This is a genomic window from Cupriavidus pauculus (assembly GCF_002858765.1).
Taxonomy (GTDB): Bacteria; Pseudomonadota; Gammaproteobacteria; order Burkholderiales; family Burkholderiaceae; genus Cupriavidus; species Cupriavidus pauculus_B.
This window is the reverse complement of sequence record NZ_PJRP01000001.1, coordinates 432,268-448,407: the sequence shown is the minus strand read 5'-3', so window position 1 is coordinate 448,407 and position 16,140 is coordinate 432,268. Positions and strand designations below refer to the sequence as shown.

General features: G+C 66.8%; 18 protein-coding genes and 1 riboswitch. Of the genes, 5 read left to right on the top strand and 13 right to left on the bottom strand.

Annotated features, from left to right (window positions below; translation table 11 throughout):
• Positions 1 to 11 precede the first annotated feature (11 nt).
• From ttcA to CYJ10_RS02005, 3 genes are all read right to left on the bottom strand, one after another.
• Positions 12 to 983 carry a tRNA 2-thiocytidine(32) synthetase TtcA gene (gene ttcA / locus CYJ10_RS02015; protein WP_101679895.1) on the bottom strand — a complete coding sequence of 324 codons (972 nt, stop codon included), beginning with the start codon at positions 981 to 983 and terminating at the stop codon, positions 12 to 14.
• A gap of 136 nt (positions 984 to 1,119) precedes the next feature.
• On the bottom strand, positions 1,120 to 1,518 hold the full coding sequence (locus CYJ10_RS02010; RefSeq protein WP_101679894.1) for a dihydroneopterin aldolase: 399 nt from the start codon (positions 1,516 to 1,518) through the stop codon (positions 1,120 to 1,122).
• Between the two features lie 24 nt (positions 1,519 to 1,542).
• The gene (locus CYJ10_RS02005; RefSeq protein WP_180862821.1) at positions 1,543 to 2,364 is read right to left on the bottom strand and encodes an SDR family oxidoreductase; all 822 of its coding nucleotides are present in this window, start codon (positions 2,362 to 2,364) and stop codon (positions 1,543 to 1,545) included.
• A 16-nt stretch (positions 2,365 to 2,380) separates the two neighbouring features.
• Between CYJ10_RS02005 and CYJ10_RS02000 the strand changes: the two genes are divergently transcribed.
• Positions 2,381 to 3,559, top strand: a complete 1,179-nt coding sequence (locus tag CYJ10_RS02000; protein ID WP_101679893.1) for a class I SAM-dependent methyltransferase — start codon at positions 2,381 to 2,383, stop codon at positions 3,557 to 3,559.
• Between the two features lie 20 nt (positions 3,560 to 3,579).
• On the top strand, positions 3,580 to 3,774 hold the full coding sequence (locus tag CYJ10_RS01995; protein WP_092602987.1) for a DUF2905 domain-containing protein: 195 nt from the start codon (positions 3,580 to 3,582) through the stop codon (positions 3,772 to 3,774).
• 166 nt (positions 3,775 to 3,940) lie between these two features.
• Here the strand turns inward: CYJ10_RS01995 and CYJ10_RS01990 are convergent, their stop codons facing one another.
• The 4 genes from CYJ10_RS01990 to CYJ10_RS01975 form a co-directional block, all read right to left on the bottom strand.
• Positions 3,941 to 5,182 (bottom strand): multifunctional CCA addition/repair protein, encoded by a 1,242-nt coding sequence (locus CYJ10_RS01990; protein WP_101679892.1) that lies wholly within the window; start codon positions 5,180 to 5,182, stop codon positions 3,941 to 3,943.
• 2 nt (positions 5,183 to 5,184) lie between these two features.
• Positions 5,185 to 5,874: a glutathione S-transferase family protein gene (locus CYJ10_RS01985; RefSeq protein ID WP_101679891.1), complete on the bottom strand. Its 690-nt coding sequence runs from the start codon at positions 5,872 to 5,874 to the stop codon at positions 5,185 to 5,187.
• Positions 5,875 to 6,106: 232 nt separating this feature from the next.
• Complete coding sequence (locus CYJ10_RS01980; protein ID WP_101679890.1) at positions 6,107 to 7,129, bottom strand: complex I NDUFA9 subunit family protein; 1,023 nt, start codon at positions 7,127 to 7,129, stop codon at positions 6,107 to 6,109.
• Positions 7,130 to 7,215: 86 nt separating this feature from the next.
• Complete coding sequence (locus CYJ10_RS01975; RefSeq protein ID WP_101679889.1) at positions 7,216 to 9,183, bottom strand: lytic transglycosylase domain-containing protein; 1,968 nt, start codon at positions 9,181 to 9,183, stop codon at positions 7,216 to 7,218.
• Between the two features lie 101 nt (positions 9,184 to 9,284).
• Between CYJ10_RS01975 and CYJ10_RS01970 the strand changes: the two genes are divergently transcribed.
• Entirely contained in the window at positions 9,285 to 9,917 is a 633-nt protein-coding gene (locus CYJ10_RS01970) for a 5-formyltetrahydrofolate cyclo-ligase (RefSeq protein ID WP_101679888.1), read from the top strand.
• A gap of 80 nt (positions 9,918 to 9,997) precedes the next feature.
• Here CYJ10_RS01970 and CYJ10_RS01965 read toward each other — a convergent pair whose 3' ends face one another.
• The 5 genes from CYJ10_RS01965 to ahcY form a co-directional block, all read right to left on the bottom strand.
• Positions 9,998 to 10,768, bottom strand: a complete 771-nt coding sequence (locus CYJ10_RS01965; RefSeq protein ID WP_101679887.1) for a Mut7-C RNAse domain-containing protein — start codon at positions 10,766 to 10,768, stop codon at positions 9,998 to 10,000.
• Between the two features lie 90 nt (positions 10,769 to 10,858).
• Positions 10,859 to 11,221 (bottom strand): TfoX/Sxy family protein, encoded by a 363-nt coding sequence (locus CYJ10_RS01960; RefSeq protein ID WP_101679886.1) that lies wholly within the window; start codon positions 11,219 to 11,221, stop codon positions 10,859 to 10,861.
• A 4-nt stretch (positions 11,222 to 11,225) separates the two neighbouring features.
• Positions 11,226 to 12,056, bottom strand: coding sequence for a methylenetetrahydrofolate reductase [NAD(P)H] (metF, locus tag CYJ10_RS01955; protein WP_101679885.1), 831 nt, complete (start codon positions 12,054 to 12,056; stop codon positions 11,226 to 11,228).
• Positions 12,057 to 12,103: 47 nt separating this feature from the next.
• Entirely contained in the window at positions 12,104 to 12,451 is a 348-nt protein-coding gene (locus CYJ10_RS01950; RefSeq protein WP_101679884.1) for a phage holin family protein, read from the bottom strand.
• 140 nt (positions 12,452 to 12,591) lie between these two features.
• Positions 12,592 to 14,010, bottom strand: coding sequence for an adenosylhomocysteinase (ahcY, locus tag CYJ10_RS01945; RefSeq protein WP_101679883.1), 1,419 nt, complete (start codon positions 14,008 to 14,010; stop codon positions 12,592 to 12,594).
• 145 nt (positions 14,011 to 14,155) lie between these two features.
• A riboswitch (S-adenosyl-L-homocysteine riboswitch) is annotated at positions 14,156 to 14,228 on the bottom strand.
• Between the two features lie 101 nt (positions 14,229 to 14,329).
• On the opposite strand from ahcY, the gene thiD reads away from it, so the two are divergent.
• Positions 14,330 to 15,160 (top strand): bifunctional hydroxymethylpyrimidine kinase/phosphomethylpyrimidine kinase, encoded by an 831-nt coding sequence (gene thiD, locus CYJ10_RS01940; RefSeq protein ID WP_101679882.1) that lies wholly within the window; start codon positions 14,330 to 14,332, stop codon positions 15,158 to 15,160.
• An 18-nt stretch (positions 15,161 to 15,178) separates the two neighbouring features.
• Positions 15,179 to 15,634 (top strand): PGDYG domain-containing protein, encoded by a 456-nt coding sequence (locus CYJ10_RS01935; RefSeq protein ID WP_101679881.1) that lies wholly within the window; start codon positions 15,179 to 15,181, stop codon positions 15,632 to 15,634.
• Here the strand turns inward: CYJ10_RS01935 and CYJ10_RS01930 are convergent.
• Complete coding sequence (locus CYJ10_RS01930; RefSeq protein ID WP_092602957.1) at positions 15,631 to 16,065, bottom strand: PaaI family thioesterase; 435 nt, start codon at positions 16,063 to 16,065, stop codon at positions 15,631 to 15,633. The genes CYJ10_RS01935 and CYJ10_RS01930 overlap by 4 nt on opposite strands.
• Positions 16,066 to 16,140 lie beyond the last annotated feature (75 nt).

Genomic DNA, 16,140 nt, shown 5'->3' with positions numbered 1-16,140 from the left:
GGCAGCGCGGATCAGGCCGCTGGCTGGCCCGCCGGCTCGGAAGCGGGTGCGGCGACAGGCTCCGTAGCCGGCTCCGCGCCCTTCTGGATCTTGTCGAACCGCACGAACTCCATGCGGTTCGGCTCCACGTTCCCGCTGAACTGCAGCGCCTGCTGGCTGTAGGTGGTCTCACCAAACAGCGACGCCTCGTCGATCTTGGCCAGGCCGGTGGCCAGGCCCGTGAACGGGAACAGCTCGGTATCGGCCAGGTGCGACGGCACCACGTTGCGCAGGGCCGCGAAGATGTTGTCGATGCGGCCCGGGTGTTCACGCTCCCACTGCTGCACCATCTCGCTCACCTTCTTGCGTTGCAGGTTTTCCTGCGAACCACACAGGTTGCACGGGATGATCGGGAATGCCATGGCCCGCGCATACGACGCGATGTCCTTTTCCGCGCAGTAGGCCAATGGACGAATCACGATGTGCTGGCCGTCATCGGTGGCCAGCTTGGGCGGCATGGCCTTCATCTTGCCGCCGAAGAACATGTTCAGGAAGAACGTGTTGACGATGTCGTCGCGGTGGTGGCCCAGCGCAATCTTGTTCGCCCCAAGTTCCTTGGCCGTGCGGTAGATCACCCCACGGCGCAGGCGCGAGCACAGCGAGCACGTGGTCTTGCCCTCGGGCACCTTCTCCTTGACGATCGAGTACGTGTCGGCCTCGACGATCACATATTCGACGCCCGTCGACTTCAGGTACTCGGGCAGGATGTGCTCCGGAAACCCCGGCTGCTTCTGGTCCAGGTTCATCGCGATGAGCTTGAACTGGATCGGCGCCCGCTTCTGCAGCGCCATCAGGACCGACAGCATCGTGTACGAGTCCTTGCCGCCGCTCATGCAGACCATGACGGTGTCACCGTCCTCGATCATGCCGAAGTCGCCGATGGCCTTGCCCGTCTGCGACTGCAGGCGGGTTTCAAGCCGATAGAAGTTAGCCGAGTGACTCATAAGACGTACCTGGAACGGGGGCGGGCGCTGAACAATGGCCGCGTCCCCCGAAAGAAAAGCCGGAATTGACGGGGCGATATTCTACTGGACCGGCCCGTCCGGCGCTGTGGGCGTCCCCGAGTTGTCCCGGCCGGCGTCAGCCCTGCTTGATATGGAACACCTCGACGCCAACCGACTCGCAATCGGGGTAGACATCGGGCTTTTCGGTCGACACCCGCACGGCGCGCACCTTCGGGTGCTTCAGCATGGCGCGGGCCACGTCGTCGCACAGCGTTTCCTGCAGGTGGATATGGCCCTGGGCCATGCGCTCCGCCACGGTGTTGCGCATGAAGTCGTAGTCGACCACTTCCTCCAGGCGGTCGGCCTGCGGGGTGGTTTCGGCCAGCGACACGAACAGGTCGATGTTCACCAGCACGCGCTGTTCGCCCTTTTTCTCGAATTCATGCACACCGATGTTGATCTGCACTTCGTAGTTGCGCAGAAACATGCGGCGGCAGTCTTGCAGGCTGGGATGGGAGAGGGCGGCAAAGGTCATGGCAGGGTCAATCAAGGTACGGCTTCATTCAGTCAGGAACATCACGTCGCGGGCCAGCGGCATCAGGTGCTGGCCACCGTCGACGTACAGCGTGGTGCCGGTCACGGCGCGCGCCACGGCCAGGTAAGCCACGGCCTGGGCGATATCATCGGGGGTGCTCGACTTGCCCAGCGGCGTCATGCCATGGGCCCGCACGAAGCCAGGGTCCGTCTGGTCGCCGGACACCAGCGTGATGCCCGGCGCCACGCCCACCACGCGCAGGCGCGGTGCCAGAGCTTGCGCCAGCTGCACGGTCGCCGTCTGCAGCGCGGACTTCGACAGCGTGTACGACAGGAAGTCGGGATTCAGGTTGTTGAGCTTCTGGTCCAGCAGGTTGATCACCACGCCGCGCTGCTCGCCGCCATTGTCGCCACTGTTGCCGTCGGCGCCAAGCGCCTTGTGCATCTCACGCGCCAGCAGCAGCGGGGCCGCCACGTTTGTGCGCATATGGGTATCGAGCGAACCGTACGAGAAGCTCGTGGCCACGTCGTACTGGAACAGCGACGCGTTGTTGACCAGGCAGGTCGGTGCGCCCAGCGCGGCGACGCAGGCGGCTATCAGCTTGCCGGTGGCGGCCTCGTCGGACAGGTCGGCCTGCAGCACGGCGGCCCGGCGACCCAGCGCGCGGATCTGCGTGGCCAGCGCATCGGCTTCGTCGCGCGACCGGTTGCAATGGACGGCCACGTCCCAGCCCTGCGCGGCAAGCTCCAGCGCGATGGCACGGCCCAGCCGGCGCGCCGCGCCGGTCACCAGCGCCACGCCGCGCGATTGGACGCCCGCGGCGCCCTGAGTATTCGAGTCTGGCATTGCTACAATTCGCGGTATGCAGAAAGTCGCTAGTCTACCCCTTCCCTCCGCCGATGCGCTGGACGCGTCCAAGGCCCTTTCCATCGTCATCGGCGACGCCATTGCCGCGTCAGGCGGCTGGATCGGCTTCGACCGCTACATGTCGCTTGCGCTCTACGCCCCCCGCCTGGGCTACTACAGCGGGGGCGCAGCCAAGTTCGGACGCGGCGCCGACGACGGCAGCGACTTCATCACCGCCCCCGAACTGACCCCGTTCTTCGCCCGCACGCTGGCCCGCCAGTTCGCGCCGCTGATCGGCATGACCCTGCCACGCGTGATGGAATTCGGTGCCGGCACCGGACGGCTGGCCGCCGACCTGCTGCTGGCGCTGGAGTCCGATGGTGCGCTGCCCGAGTCGTACAGCATCGTCGAACTGTCCGGCGAACTGCGCGCCCGCCAGCAGGGCACGCTGGCGCAGCGCGCCCCGCACCTGGCCGGCCGCGTGCAATGGCTGGATGCCCTGCCCGACACCTTCGAGGGCGTCATCGTCGGCAACGAGGTGCTCGACGCCATGCCCGTGCGGCTGTTCGCCCGCATTGGCGGCCGATGGCACGAGCGCGGCGTGGTGCGCCAGGACGATACGTTCGCGTACGAAGACCGGCTGCTCGAAGCCGCTGCCGTGCCGGCGCAGTTCCACGAGATGCCCGGCGACCACGACGTGGTCACCGAAACCCATGCCGAAGGCGAGGGCTTCACGCGCGCCGTGGGCGCCCTGCTCAAGCGCGGCGCGGCCTTCTTCATCGACTACGGCTTTCCGGCATCGGAGTACTACCACGCGCAGCGCGTCGGCGGCACGTTGATGTGCCATTACCGCCATCACGCACACCCCGATCCGTTCCTGTACCCGGGCCTGCAGGACATCACGGCCCACGTGAATTTCAGCGGCATCGCCGAAGCGGCGGTCGACGCGGGGCTCTCCGTGGCGGGCTTCGCGTCGCAAGCGCGCTTTCTGATGAACGCCGGCATTACCGAGCTGATGATGTCGCTGGACCCGTCCGACGCGCGCAACTTCCTGCCGCAGGCCAATGCCGTGCAGAAGCTGCTCAGCGAGGCGGAAATGGGCGAGCTGTTCAAGGTCATCGCGCTGACACGCGATCTCGACGATGCCTTGCCGCTGGCCGGATTCGCCCGTGGCGACCGCACCTACGCACTCTGACCGATCAACGGGCCATCACCATGTTGCGCTGGACCTTCACCATCTTCCTGTGCGTGATCGTGCTGTCGGCGGCGTTGCCGTGGCTGCAGAAAATCGGCCTCGGACGCCTGCCCGGCGACGTGCGCTTCCGCCTGTTTGGCAAGGAATACGTGCTGCCGTTTGCGTCGACGATCCTGCTGTCGCTCGTGGCGCTAGTGATCGGGAAGGTGCTGTAGGGCTGCAGGGCAAAAGAAGGGGCTGCAGGGCTTGAAACGCCTGCCCTCTCCCCCGGCCCCTCTCCCGCCATGTGGGCGAGGGGCGCAAACCAACGGATCTTCCCATCGCCGAGGGCGCGTCCTCTCTCCCGCATGCGGGAGAGAGTCAGGGAGAGGGCAAGCCGATCTAGTCCGACAGCCCCAGTTTCTGCGCCACCGCCGCCACGCGTGCCTTGTGGACCTTGTCCTTGATCAGGTCGACGCGGTCCGTGCACGCTTTCGCAATCGCCCCGGCATCGACCGATGCCGCCGCCTCCCGGGCCGCCAGCAGCCGCGCGGTCTGCGGATAGTCGCGATCCTCGAAGCCCAGCCGGCCACGGGCGTCGGCCTCGCATGCCTGCAGGGCCTCGGCAAACCGATCGGGCTTGCGCAGCGCGTCGCAGCGCTCCACCAGGCGCGTCAGCGCGGCCGCGCCAAACTCGTTCGCGCGATGGATATTGCCGTGCTCGCGCGCCACCACCAGCCCTAGCTCGCGGCAGTCGTTCGGCACGCGCAGGCGCTTGCAAACCGCTTCCAGCAAGTCCACGCTGCGCTGCTCGTGGCCGATATGGCGCGGCAGCACGTCTTCCGGCGTGGTGCCCTTGCCCAGGTCGTGGGTCAGCGACGCAAAGCGCACGGGCAGCGACGCACCCTGCGCGGCGGCGTAGTCGACCACCATCATCACGTGTACGCCGGTGTCCACCTCGGGGTGGTAGTCGGCGCGCTGCGGCACGCCCCAGAGCCGGTCCAGCTCCGGCAGCAGCCGCGCCAGCGCGCCGCATTCGCGCAGCACATCGAACATGCGCGATGGCCGGGCTTCCATCAGGCCGCGCGCCAGTTCCTGCCAGACGCGCTCGGGCACCAGCGCGTCGACCTCGCCCATGTCCACCATCCGGCGCATCAGCGCGACCGTTTCCGGTGCCACCGAAAAATCGTGGAAGCGGGCCGCAAAGCGCGCCGCGCGGAGGATGCGCACTGGATCCTCAGCAAAGGCGTCGGACACATGGCGAAACAACCGCGCCTGCAGGTCCTGCTGCCCGCCGTACGGATCGATGATCGGGCCCACCAGGTTGTCCTGGTCGTCCACCGCCTGCGCCATCGCGTTGACGGTCAGGTCGCGGCGCACCAGGTCATCCTCCAGCGTGACATCGGGGCCGGTATAGAACGCGAACCCCTTGTAGCCCACGGCCGTCTTGCGCTCGGTCCGCGCCAGCGCGTATTCGGCCTTCGTCTGCGGATGGAGAAAGACCGGAAAGTCCTTGCCCACCGGCTTGTAGCCGGCGGCCTCCATCTGCTCCGGCGTGGCACCCACCACCACGTAGTCGCGGTCCTGGCTCGGCTTGCCCAGCAGTTGGTCGCGGATGGCCCCGCCGACGGCATACACCTGCATGGTCACCCCGTGACGATGATCGCGTCGGCCCGTTCAGGCTGCGTGCGGTAGGGTTCGTCGGCCGGCACGAAGTCGCGCTCCTCGCGGGCGCCGGCCACCCACTCCTGCATGGCCGGCAACGCCAGGATGAAATCGGCGTAGGTCTTGGCGGCCTCGGGCAGATGCACGCCATACGTGGCGAAGCGGCTCACCACAGGCGCGTAAAACGCGTCGGCAATCGTAAAAGCGCCAAACAGGAACGGGCCGCCGGCGCCGTAGCGCGTGCGCAGGTCGGTCCAGATCTCGGCAATGCGGTCCACATCCTGCTGCACGGCCACGTTCCAGCCCAGGCCCGGCAGCACGGCGGTGGCGTTCATCGGCATCTGGCTGCGCAGGTTGCCGAATCCCGAGTGCATCTCGGCGCAGACCGATCGCGCCATGGCACGCGCGGCCACGTCGGCGGGCCAGAGTTGCTTGGTCGGAAAGCGCTCGGCCACGTATTCGGAGATCGACAGCGAATCCCACACGGTCACGTCGCCGTCAATCAGTGCCGGCACCTTGCCGGCGGGCGAATAGCGGGCGATCTCCGACCCGAAATCCTTCGTAAACAGGCGCAGGGGGACTTCCTCGAAGTCGATGCCGGCGTGGCGCAGAAGCAGCCAGGGACGCAGGGACCAGGACGAATAGTTCTTGTTGCCGATGACGAGCTTCATCGTGAATTCCTTGGGGGCGGAAACAGAGGCTGACAAAACGCGAAGCGCGAAACGCTGAAAACGAACGACGCGGACGACGCGGGCGCCGCCATGCGGCTCAAGCGCCCTGAGCCAGACATTCTATCGACCCGGCGCACGGCGTCCAAATGAATTGCGTTCGCAAGCCTGTGAGCGCCAGTCACATCGACCGGCGCAATTTCCGTGCCCCGGCCGAGCCGGATGCGCCGGCTGCCTACCGATGCACGCTGCCGCGCATGGACTGGAAGAACGTGTCGCGGCTGCGGCCGGCCAGCACGTCGGTCATCACGACCTCCAGGCTCACCGGGTGGACGCCCAGTTCGGCCGCCATGGGCTGGCCCAGCACGTTGTCCAACCGCATCGAATCGAGGTTGTCGCGCGACAGCACCGTGCCGCCCGGCATGTGTTCCAGCACGGCGGCCTGCATGCGCGCCAGCGCGTCGGGCAGCGCGATGATCGGCCGTGGATGGCCCGACGCCCGGCCGGCAAACTTGACCAGTTCCTCCAGCGTGTACACCTGCGGGCCGCCCAGCTCGTAGCGCTGCCCCACGGTCGACGCGTTGGCCATCGCGTTGACGAAGGCCTGCACGACGTCCATCACGAACACGGGCTGGAAGCGCGCATGGGCGCATGCCAGCGGCACCACCGGCGCCATCTGCTGCAACTGGGCGAAGAGGTTCAGGAAATGATCGTCGGGGCCGAACACGACCGACGGCCGGAAGATGGTCCAGTCCAGCCCGCTCTCGCGCACAATGCGCTCGCCTTCGCCCTTGCTGCGCAGGTACATCGATGGCCCCTGCGGGTCGGCGCCCAGCGCGCTCATGTGAATCAGCCGGCGAACGCCCGTGCGGTTGCAGGCCTCTACCAGCTGGCGCGGCAGGTCCACGTGCGCGGCGGCGAACTGCGGGCCGTACGGGTCGGCGCGGTCGCCGTGCAGGATGCCCACCAGATTGACGACGATGCCGTCGACGCCAAGCGGGCCGATGGCGTCATCGAGCGAGGCCGCGTCGGCCAGGCCCAGTTCGGCCACTTCCACGCGCGGCAACAGCAGCAGGTGCTGCGCATGTTCGACGCTGCGCGCGCCCACCACGATGCGGTCGGGCGCGATGGGACTATCGGGATTGGTGGCCGGATCGAGCGGCGCGCCGGAGGCGGACGCCGCGCCGGCCAGGCGGGACACGAGGTGGCTGCCGATGAAACCGGCGCCCCCGACGACAAGGACGTTGCTGGTCTTCATTCTGGGCTCCGTGACGTTTCGTGTGACGCTTGCGTGATGCACGCGTCCCGACAGTCACGGAGCCACCGCCCCGTCCCGATGCAGGGTCAGGGCAGGCTGGTCGTCGTGACCGAGGACGGCGCGACCACCCCAAGCCGGTCTTTCAGCGACTGGGGTCGGCCACTCATCAATGCAGCATAGTACGTAGCGTTGGAAAGCACATTCTTGACATACGTTCGCGTTTCCGTGAACGGAATCGTCTCTGCAAAGATCGCGCCTTCCACGGGCCGCGACAGGCTCGAACGCCACGATTTCGGGCGTCCTGGGCCAGCGTTGTAGCCGGCGGATGCCAGCGTCCATGAACTGTCGAGGTCCGTCAGTACCATGCTCATGTAATTTGTACCGAGCAGGATATTGATGTTCGGGTCGCCCATCATGGACGGCGAGAAGTCGGCCATGCCGATCTTCTTCGCCACATACTTGGCCGTGGCCGGCATCACCTGCATCAGGCCGTGCGCACCCGCCGACGACCGCGCATTCATGATGAAGCGCGATTCCTGGCGGATCAGGCCGTACGCCCAGGCCATGTCCAGGCCCACGTCGTCGGTGGCCCGCTGCATGATGTCGCGATACGGCATCGGAAAGCGCTGGGCGAAATCATGTTCGACCTTCGTACGATCCGACGTGTTGACCGTGCGATCCAGCAGATCGATCTTGCGCGCGTACTCGGCGGCGGCGATCAGCTCGCGGTCACTCATGCCGCGCAGTTCCCAGTTCCATTCGCGGTTGCCCTCGAAGCGCAGGTTCAGGTCATAGAACTTCTGCGCGCGGACAAAGCCGGGGCGCGTGCGCATGGCCATGGCCTCGGCGTCGCTGACCGCGGTGCGTGCCGGCAGCGAGATCCGGTTGCCCAGTTCCTCGCTGGCCAGCTGGCCGTAGAAATTGAACTGGCCTGCGATCGACTGGAATTGCGCCTGTGCTTCGGCGCCACGGCCGTCGGCCTTCAGCGCGCGGGCGTACCAGTACGTCCACGCCGGGTCCTTGGCGCGCAGCTCGGCGCGCATCAGTTCGATCGACTGCCGCACCTGCTTCCAGTCACCCTGGCGCAAGGCGGCGCGTACGCGCCATTCCTGCGTTTCGTCCGACAGCCACTGGTTGCCGCCCAGGTCCATCTGGCGACGGTAGTAGCCGGCCGCTTCCGGCATCAGCTTCTTGGCCGCGTACTGGCCCACCACGCCCCATGCCGCGCCCTGCTCGTCGCGCGACAGGTTGCCGACGATGGTGTTTAGATAGGCTGCCGCCTGCGACGGATCATTGCGGGCCATCTTGACTACGGTGGCCAGCGAATCGCTGTCCACGCGCGCATCGGGCACGGCGGCGGCGATCTTCGCGGCCAGTGTCGTGTAGTTCTGCTCCAGCGCCTGACGTGCTTGGAACGCCACGTCGCCACGCTGGATCTGCTGGCTCTGCGCCAGGTAGTTCACCAGGTCCACGCAGCCGTCGCCGTAGTAGCGCGGATCCACCAGCGTGGCGCGCGCCTCGGCGGCCACGTTCTGGCCCTTGAGCGCCTTCGACAGCAGCGCATAGCACTCCACCTGCGTGTCGTCCTTGAGCACGAACTGCGGGTACTGGATGTCGAAATTGGCCCAGTCGCGCTTCTTGCCCAGCACCAGCAGCCAGTCGTTGCGCATGCGGTCGGCAATGGCTTCGCCCTGGTAGCGCTGCAGGAAGGCCGCCACTTCGGCGTCGGGTGCGTCGATACGCGCCTGGCCGCCGGTGTCGAACATCTGCGGCTTGATGCGGAAGTACTCGACGTAGGAGGGAATCGGGTAGTCGACCAGTGTGGCCGAAATGGCGGCGGCGCGGTCCACGTCGTTCTTGCGGGCCGCTTCGCGCAGCGCCACGAAGGCGTCATCCGGGTTGGACGGAATCATCGTCGACGCAGCGGGCTGCTGCGGTGCCGGACGCGCCGGCGCCGGCTTTTTCTGCGCATATGCCGGCATGGCCAGCACCGCGCCTGCGAACGCGAGCCAGGCGAAGCGGCCGGCCCGGCGCAGATATACTCCCTTCGACATTCTTGGCTATCCCTTATGTGGTGGCGCGTGCCCTTTCATGCGAACCGGCACGCATCCTTCATTTGTCTCTGATTGTCTGATCGCGGTCATTATTGCACGCCATGCCCCCATCCCAAGCCCCGGACAACGGGTCGGACGCCCGCCAATTCCAAGCCTTCACGGACCCACCGGCAGACCCGCCCGCCGACCGCCGCACCCTGCGCCGCGACCTGCTGGCGCGGCGTGCCGCGCTGCCCGATCGTGCCGCATCCGATGCCGCCATCGACCAGGCGCTGGAGCCCCTGCTGGAACGCCTGGGCGTACGGAAACTGGGGTTCTACTGGCCGATCCAGCAGGAATTCGACGCCCGTGGCACGGTGGCCCGCTGGCTGGGCGGGATGCCCGGCCGCGTGGCCGCCCTGCCCGTGGTTTCGGCCCCGGGCACGCCGCTCGATTTCCATCTCTGGACCCCTGACACGACGATGCGCGCCGGCCACTACGGCATTCCGGTGCCCGATGACACCGAGCCCGTGACGCCCGACGCGCTGCTCATTCCCTGTGTCGGTTTCAGCGCCAACAAGTTCCGCCTCGGTTACGGCGGCGGCTTCTACGACCGCACGCTGGCGGCCCTGGCCGGACTGGGCGCCACGCCGATCGCGATCGGCATCGGCTTCGGGGCCTGCGAAATCCCGCTCGTCGCCCAGGCGCACGACCTGCCGATGGACTGGCTGGTCACCGAATCGGGGGTGCGGTAGCCCGCCACCGCCACGACGCGCCGGTTAGCTGACCAAGCGACCAAACGACCAAACGGCTAAGCAGCCAAAGGGCTGGCCGGTCATCCTGGCGCACCGTCGGGAGCCGGCTCCGGGGCGCGGGTGAGCCCATCCACCAGCTCGCGCATGTGCTTCCAGTGCGAGCCCTCCCAGAACACCCTGCAGCAATGCGGGCACGTGACAAAGCGGTCGTGCCGCTCGAACACGCCGTCAGGCACGCGGCCCTGCGCCTCGGGCTTGTCGATCCGCTGTAGCGGCACGTTGCAGGTCAGGCATAGCGAGAACGGCCGGGCGCTGCGCGCCAGGTCGAGCCGCGCGAAGATCTCGTGCGCCTGCAGCGACGACTTGATCGCCCGGACGTAGCAACCATGCGTGATCTCGCGCCGCTTGAGCAGTTCGCGGTCGCGCGTCAGCACGACGCGCTGCTCGTCGGCCGCGATGCGGGCGATCTCGCTGTCTTCAAAGTGATTGTCGTAGAGCGTGTCGAAGCCGGTCATGCGCAGCAGGTGCGCCAGGCCGCCCAGGTGGGCATCGGCGATGAAGCGGATGTTGCGCAGCGGATGCTCGCGCACGCGCAGTAGCGGCGTGACGTCGAGCGATTCAAACTTTGGATAAACGGCTACGCGGTCACCGTCCTCGACAATGCGCTCGAACAGCGCAGATTCGCCATTCACGAGGATCAGTTCCACCTCGGTATGCGGCACGCCCAGCGCCTCGATCATGTGCTTGACCGTGGCCGCGCGCGCGCAGGTGCACGACAGGTCCCGGCGGCGCTGCGATGGCGCCAGAAAGTCGTTCAGTTCCTCGTAGAAACGGAAGGTGGCGGAGACCATGGCGGCGAGTATGCCACCATCGCCCAGGCTTGCCGATAGCTGGCGACATGACGACTTCGCCTGCCTGTCCGCCCGGTCTGTACGCCCGGCCTATTTCGCGTTGCCGAGCCGCAGCGCGGCTTCCACGGCCAGGCGCGCCCAGGGCGTCATGGCGGCTGGTGATTCCAGGCAAGCCGCGGGCAGGCTCAGGTAGTGACGCATCGTCACCTCACGCCGGGCCGACTGGTAGCGGAACGGCTCGCTGCCCTCGGTCGCAAAGCGGGGCAACGTGGCGTCGTCCGCCTTCAGATAGCACTGGCCGCCGCTGACCAGCGCGAACATCAACCCGTCGTAGAACAGGCCGTGGCCGCCGAACATCCGCTTGGCCGTGACCGGCCCGATGCTGGCCGCCAGCGGCGCCATCAGTTCCAGCAAATGCTCGATGAACGGGTCCGGGCGGCGCGCGGCGGGCATGCGCTCAGAGCTTCAGCCGCTGCCAGATGGCCTTGGTGGCGCCGGCCGTGTTCAGCGTGTAGAAATGCAGGCCCGGCACGCCCGATGCCAGCAGGCGTTCGCACAGCGCCGTGACCACATCCAGGACGAATGCGCGGATCGACTCCTTGTCGTCGCCGAACGATTCGAGCCGCTTGGCCACCCAGCGCGGCACTTCGGCACCGCACATCTCGGAAAAGCGCATCAGCTGCGAGTGATTGGTAATCGGCATGATGCCGGGCACGATCGGCACTTCCACGCCCATCGCGCGCACATCGTCGACAAAGCGGAAGTAGGCGTCTGCGTTGAAGAAATACTGCGTGATGGCCGAGTTGGCGCCCGCCTTCACCTTGCGCACGAAGTTGTCTAGGTCGTGACGCGGCGAACGCGCTTGCGGGTGGTACTCGGGATAGGCCGCCACCTCGATGTTGAACCAGTCGCCCGTTTCCGCGCGGATGAACTCCACCAGCTCGTTGGCGTAGCGGAATTCGCCGATATCGCCCATGCCCGACGGCATGTCGCCACGCAGCGCCACGATATGGCGGATGCCATTGTCACGGTACGTCTTGAGGATGTCGCGGATGCTTTCGCGCGACGATCCCACGCACGACAGGTGCGGCGCGGCTTCGATGCCCTCGCGCTGGATTTCCAGCACGGCGTCCAGCGTGCCTCGCTGCGTGGTGCCGCCGGCGCCGAACGTCACCGAGATGTACTTCGGCTGCAGCGGTGCCAGTTGGGCACGCGTGTTGCGCAGTTTCTCGGCGCCCTCCGCCGTTTTGGGCGGGAAGAATTCAAAGCTGTAGTAGCGATCGGTCATGGTTGGCACGCCGCACGGGCGGCGCCCCGAAGAATTTCAGTCGCGCTTTAGTCCCGCCCGCCAAGCAGCACGCTGGCGAGAATCGTCGAGATCACGCTATAGAGAATCGAGCCAAGCAGCGCGGCGCCAAACCCTGACACGACAAACCCCTGCAACAGGTTGCCCACGAACAGGAACAGTAGCGCGTTGATGACGAAGATGAACAGCCCCAGTGTCAGCAGCGTCACCGGCAACGTGAGGATGACCAGGATCGGCCGGATCAGCGTATTGACCAGACCCAGCACCAGTGCGGCAACCATCGCCGCGCCAAACCCGCGCAGTTCGATACCGCTGAGCAGGTAGCTCACCAGGAACAGCGAAGCGGCGTTGATGATCCAGACGGCCAACAGTCTCATTGGGACTCCTTGTTATCGGTTTGGATGACATCAGTCGGAAGAAAAGGCGGCGCCTGCTGCGCGACATGGTCGCACGACAGGCGCCAGCCCTCTCCCCCGGCCCCTCTCCCGCATGCGGAAGAGGGGAGCACGGCCGCCGATCAGTAGCGGTAGTGGTCGGCCTTGTACGGGCCTTGCTTCTGCACGCCGATGTAGGCAGCCTGCTGCTCGGTCAGTTCGGTCAGCTGCGCGTTCAGCTTCTTCAGCTGCAGGCGCGCCACCTTCTCGTCCAGGTGCTTCGGCAGCGTGTAGACGCCCACCGGGTACTTGCCGCTGTCACGCTCGGCCCACAGTTCGATCTGGGCGATCGTCTGGTTGGCGAACGAGCTGCTCATCACGTACGACGGGTGGCCCGTGGCGCAGCCCAGGTTCACCAGGCGGCCCTTGGCCAGGATGATGATCTTCTTGCCGTCCGGGAACTTGACGTGGTCCACCTGCGGCTTGATCTCGTCCCACTCGTACTTCTCGACCGACGCGATGTCGATTTCGTTGTCGAAGTGGCCGATGTTGCAGACGATGGCCTGGTCCTTCATCTTGGCCATGTGGTCATGCGTGATCACGTGGTAGTTGCCCGTGCAGGTCACGAAGATGTCGCCGTGCTCGGCGGCGTAGTCCATCGTCACCACGCGGTAGCCTTCCATGGCGGCCTGCAGTGCGCAGATCGGGTCGATTTCGGTGACCCACACCTGGGCCGACAGCGCGCGCAGGGCCTGGGCGCTGCCCTTGCCCACGTCGCCGTAGCCAGCCACCACGGCAACCTTGCCGGCGATCATCACGTCGGTGGCGCGCTTGATGCCGTCCACCAGCGATTCACGGCAGCCGTACAGGTTGTCGAACTTGCTCTTGGTGACCGAGTCGTTCACGTTGATGGCCGGGAACTTCAGTTCGCCGCGCTGGGCCATCTGGTACAGACGGTGCACGCCCGTGGTGGTTTCCTCGGTCACGCCGCGGATGGCGTCCAGGTTGCGGCTGTACCAGGTAGCGTCCTGGGCCAGCTTTTCCTTGATGGCGGCGAACAGGAAGGTTTCTTCCTCGCTGGTCGGCTTGCTGATCAGCGATGCGTCCTTTTCGGCGCGGGCGCCCAGGTGCAGCAGCAGCGTGGCGTCACCGCCGTCGTCCAGGATCATGTTCGGCGTGCCGCCGTCGGCCCAGTCGAAAATGCGGTGCGTGAAGTCCCAGTATTCCTTCAGCGACTCGCCCTTGAACGCGAACACCGGCGTGCCCGATGCGGCGATGGCGGCGGCGGCGTGGTCCTGGGTCGAGAAGATGTTGCACGAGGCCCAGCGCACGTCGGCGCCCAGTGCCTTGAGCGTTTCGATCAGCACGGCGGTCTGGATCGTCATGTGCAGCGAACCGGCGATGCGTGCGCCCTTGAGCGGCTGCGCGGCGGCGAATTCGTCGCGGATCGCCATCAAGCCCGGCATTTCGGTCTCGGCGATGGCGATTTCCTTGCGGCCCCAGCCGGCCAGGCCGATGTCGGCGATCAGGTAGTCTTGCTTCAGGTTAGTCACAGCGTTCATGTTCACTCCGGTGTAAGAGTGGTGCATACGCGGGACAGGAGACGGATCAGGCCAATGAATAAATTGGGGCCCGGGCCGCGTCACGGCGGCCTCCAATGAGGCCATGACGGGCAGACAGGTCGACTCGCGCCCCGTGCGAACCACGGAACAGCGAGCGCCGTTGAGACATTCCGAGCCTGGCGGATGGCAGGGCATCCGTTGCAACGCTCCTCGGAGTGGCGCTATTGTAGCGTGCCTGTTCGCGACGAGCGGGCAGAAATACCAGAATTTTTCCCGCTTTTTTGTTTCCGACTGTTCCCCTTCCGCTCCTGCCTTGCACATGCTCCCCACGCCACCCCGCACCCTGACCATCGCCGGCTCCGACTCCGGCGGCGGCGCCGGCATCCAGGCAGACCTGAAGACGTTTGCCGCACTCGGCTGCTTCGGCATGAGCGCGATCACCGCCATCACGGCCCAGAACACGCTGGGCGTGACCGGCGTACACGCCATTCCGGCCGACATGGTGGCCGCGCAGATCGACGCCGTGGCCAGCGACATCGGCGTGGACGCCGCCAAGACCGGCATGCTCGGCACGGCTGCCATCGTCGAAGCCGTGGCCGGCGCGGTGGACCGGCACGGCATCCGCAAGCTGGTGGTCGACCCGGTCATGATCTCCACCTCGGGTGCCACGCTGTCTGACGACGCCACCAGCCAGGCCATGGTGAAGCTGCTGTTTCCGCGCGCCATCCTGGTCACGCCGAACCTGCCGGAAGCCTCGTACCTGCTCGGACGCCGCATCGCGCGCCGCGCCGAGATGGAAGCCGCCGCGGCAGACCTGCTGGCCATGGGCTGCCAGGCCGTGCTGCTCAAGGGCGGCCACCTGGAGGACGACGGCCCCGACGCCACCGGCCTGGACGACCTGCTGATGCTGGCCGACGGCACCACGCGCATCTACACGCACCCTCGAATCGACACCCCCAACCTGCACGGCACCGGCTGCACGCTGGCGGCGGCCATTGCGTCGCAACTGGCACGCGGCGACGCGCTGCCGGACGCGGTGGGCACCGCGCTGGACTACGTGGCCCAGGCCATTGCGGCCGGCGCGCAACTGCGCCTAGGCGCCGGCAACGGCCCGCTCAACCACAGCTTCGCCCCGCGCCAGCTGGGCTGACCCGGAATCGGATTCGACATGGAAACACTGAAAGACATCGACCTGCGCGATGATCCCGCCGCGCGCTGGTTCGTGAAGGACGAAACCGTGCAGGTGGCGTTTGCCGCCGAGCCCGGCGAACTGGTCAGCCGCGAGGGGCCGAACCGCTACCTGCGCGCCGACGCCATCGTGACGGGTGCCACCGGCGACCGCTGGGTGGTGTCGCGCGGGCGCTTCGATGCGCGCTACGTGGCCGTGGGGCCGAACGCGCACGGCGAGGCGGGTGCGTATCGCAACAAGCCCGTACCGGTGCTGGTCAAGGAAATGCCGGTCGCGTTCGCCCTGGAACGCTCGGCCGGCGGCGATGTGCTGACCGGCAAGCCGGGCGACTGGCTGATGCAATACGCGCCCGGCGACTATGGCATCACCGAGCGCGCAAGGTTTGTGGCGGTCTATCGCCCGACCGAAGGCCCGGCGGACGCGCCGGACGCCTAGTTTCCGCCGGCCAGCTGCACCAGCTTGAACGACGCGCGGGCCACGCAGCAGACGGTGCCCGAAGCGTCGCGGGCCTCGCCTTCGCAGAAGGCGATCTTGGCGCCCCGGCGCAGGATGCGCGCCTCGAACGTCAGCTCGCCGCGCGCGGCGGCCAGGAAATGCGTGGACATGTCGATCGTGATCACGCCCACGTCCAGCGGGGCATGCGAGCGCGCGGCGCCGCTCAGGGTGAAGTCCAGCACGGCCATCAGCGTGCCGCCATGCACGTCACCACGGCTGTTCACCACGTTCGGGCTGGCCGGCAGGCGCGTACGGCATAGCCCTTCCTCCATATGCACCGGCTGCAGGCCCAGCAGGCGCATCAGCGGAATCTCGATACCGAAATAGGGCTTGTCGGGGGTGCCCGGGGCGGCGGGGATGATCTCGTTCACTGCTGTTTCCTCTCTGCGGGTTCCGTATGGCGGAACCTCGATCCTTTTTCCGTTGGAATGGAGAGGATATGCGGA

Coding starts and splice junctions, on each gene's coding strand:
- ttcA (WP_101679895.1), bottom strand. CDS start 983: ATGAGTCACTCGGCTAACTTCTATCGGCTTGAAACCCGCCTGCAGTCG.
- CYJ10_RS02010 (WP_101679894.1), bottom strand. CDS start 1,518: ATGACCTTTGCCGCCCTCTCCCATCCCAGCCTGCAAGACTGCCGCCGC.
- CYJ10_RS02005 (WP_180862821.1), bottom strand. CDS start 2,364: ATGCCAGACTCGAATACTCAGGGCGCCGCGGGCGTCCAATCGCGCGGC.
- CYJ10_RS02000 (WP_101679893.1), top strand. CDS start 2,381: ATGCAGAAAGTCGCTAGTCTACCCCTTCCCTCCGCCGATGCGCTGGAC.
- CYJ10_RS01995 (WP_092602987.1), top strand. CDS start 3,580: ATGTTGCGCTGGACCTTCACCATCTTCCTGTGCGTGATCGTGCTGTCG.
- CYJ10_RS01990 (WP_101679892.1), bottom strand. CDS start 5,182: ATGCAGGTGTATGCCGTCGGCGGGGCCATCCGCGACCAACTGCTGGGC.
- CYJ10_RS01985 (WP_101679891.1), bottom strand. CDS start 5,874: ATGAAGCTCGTCATCGGCAACAAGAACTATTCGTCCTGGTCCCTGCGT.
- CYJ10_RS01980 (WP_101679890.1), bottom strand. CDS start 7,129: ATGAAGACCAGCAACGTCCTTGTCGTCGGGGGCGCCGGTTTCATCGGC.
- CYJ10_RS01975 (WP_101679889.1), bottom strand. CDS start 9,183: ATGTCGAAGGGAGTATATCTGCGCCGGGCCGGCCGCTTCGCCTGGCTC.
- CYJ10_RS01970 (WP_101679888.1), top strand. CDS start 9,285: ATGCCCCCATCCCAAGCCCCGGACAACGGGTCGGACGCCCGCCAATTC.
- CYJ10_RS01965 (WP_101679887.1), bottom strand. CDS start 10,768: ATGGTCTCCGCCACCTTCCGTTTCTACGAGGAACTGAACGACTTTCTG.
- CYJ10_RS01960 (WP_101679886.1), bottom strand. CDS start 11,221: ATGCCCGCCGCGCGCCGCCCGGACCCGTTCATCGAGCATTTGCTGGAA.
- metF (WP_101679885.1), bottom strand. CDS start 12,056: ATGACCGATCGCTACTACAGCTTTGAATTCTTCCCGCCCAAAACGGCG.
- CYJ10_RS01950 (WP_101679884.1), bottom strand. CDS start 12,451: ATGAGACTGTTGGCCGTCTGGATCATCAACGCCGCTTCGCTGTTCCTG.
- ahcY (WP_101679883.1), bottom strand. CDS start 14,010: ATGAACGCTGTGACTAACCTGAAGCAAGACTACCTGATCGCCGACATC.
- thiD (WP_101679882.1), top strand. CDS start 14,330: ATGCTCCCCACGCCACCCCGCACCCTGACCATCGCCGGCTCCGACTCC.
- CYJ10_RS01935 (WP_101679881.1), top strand. CDS start 15,179: ATGGAAACACTGAAAGACATCGACCTGCGCGATGATCCCGCCGCGCGC.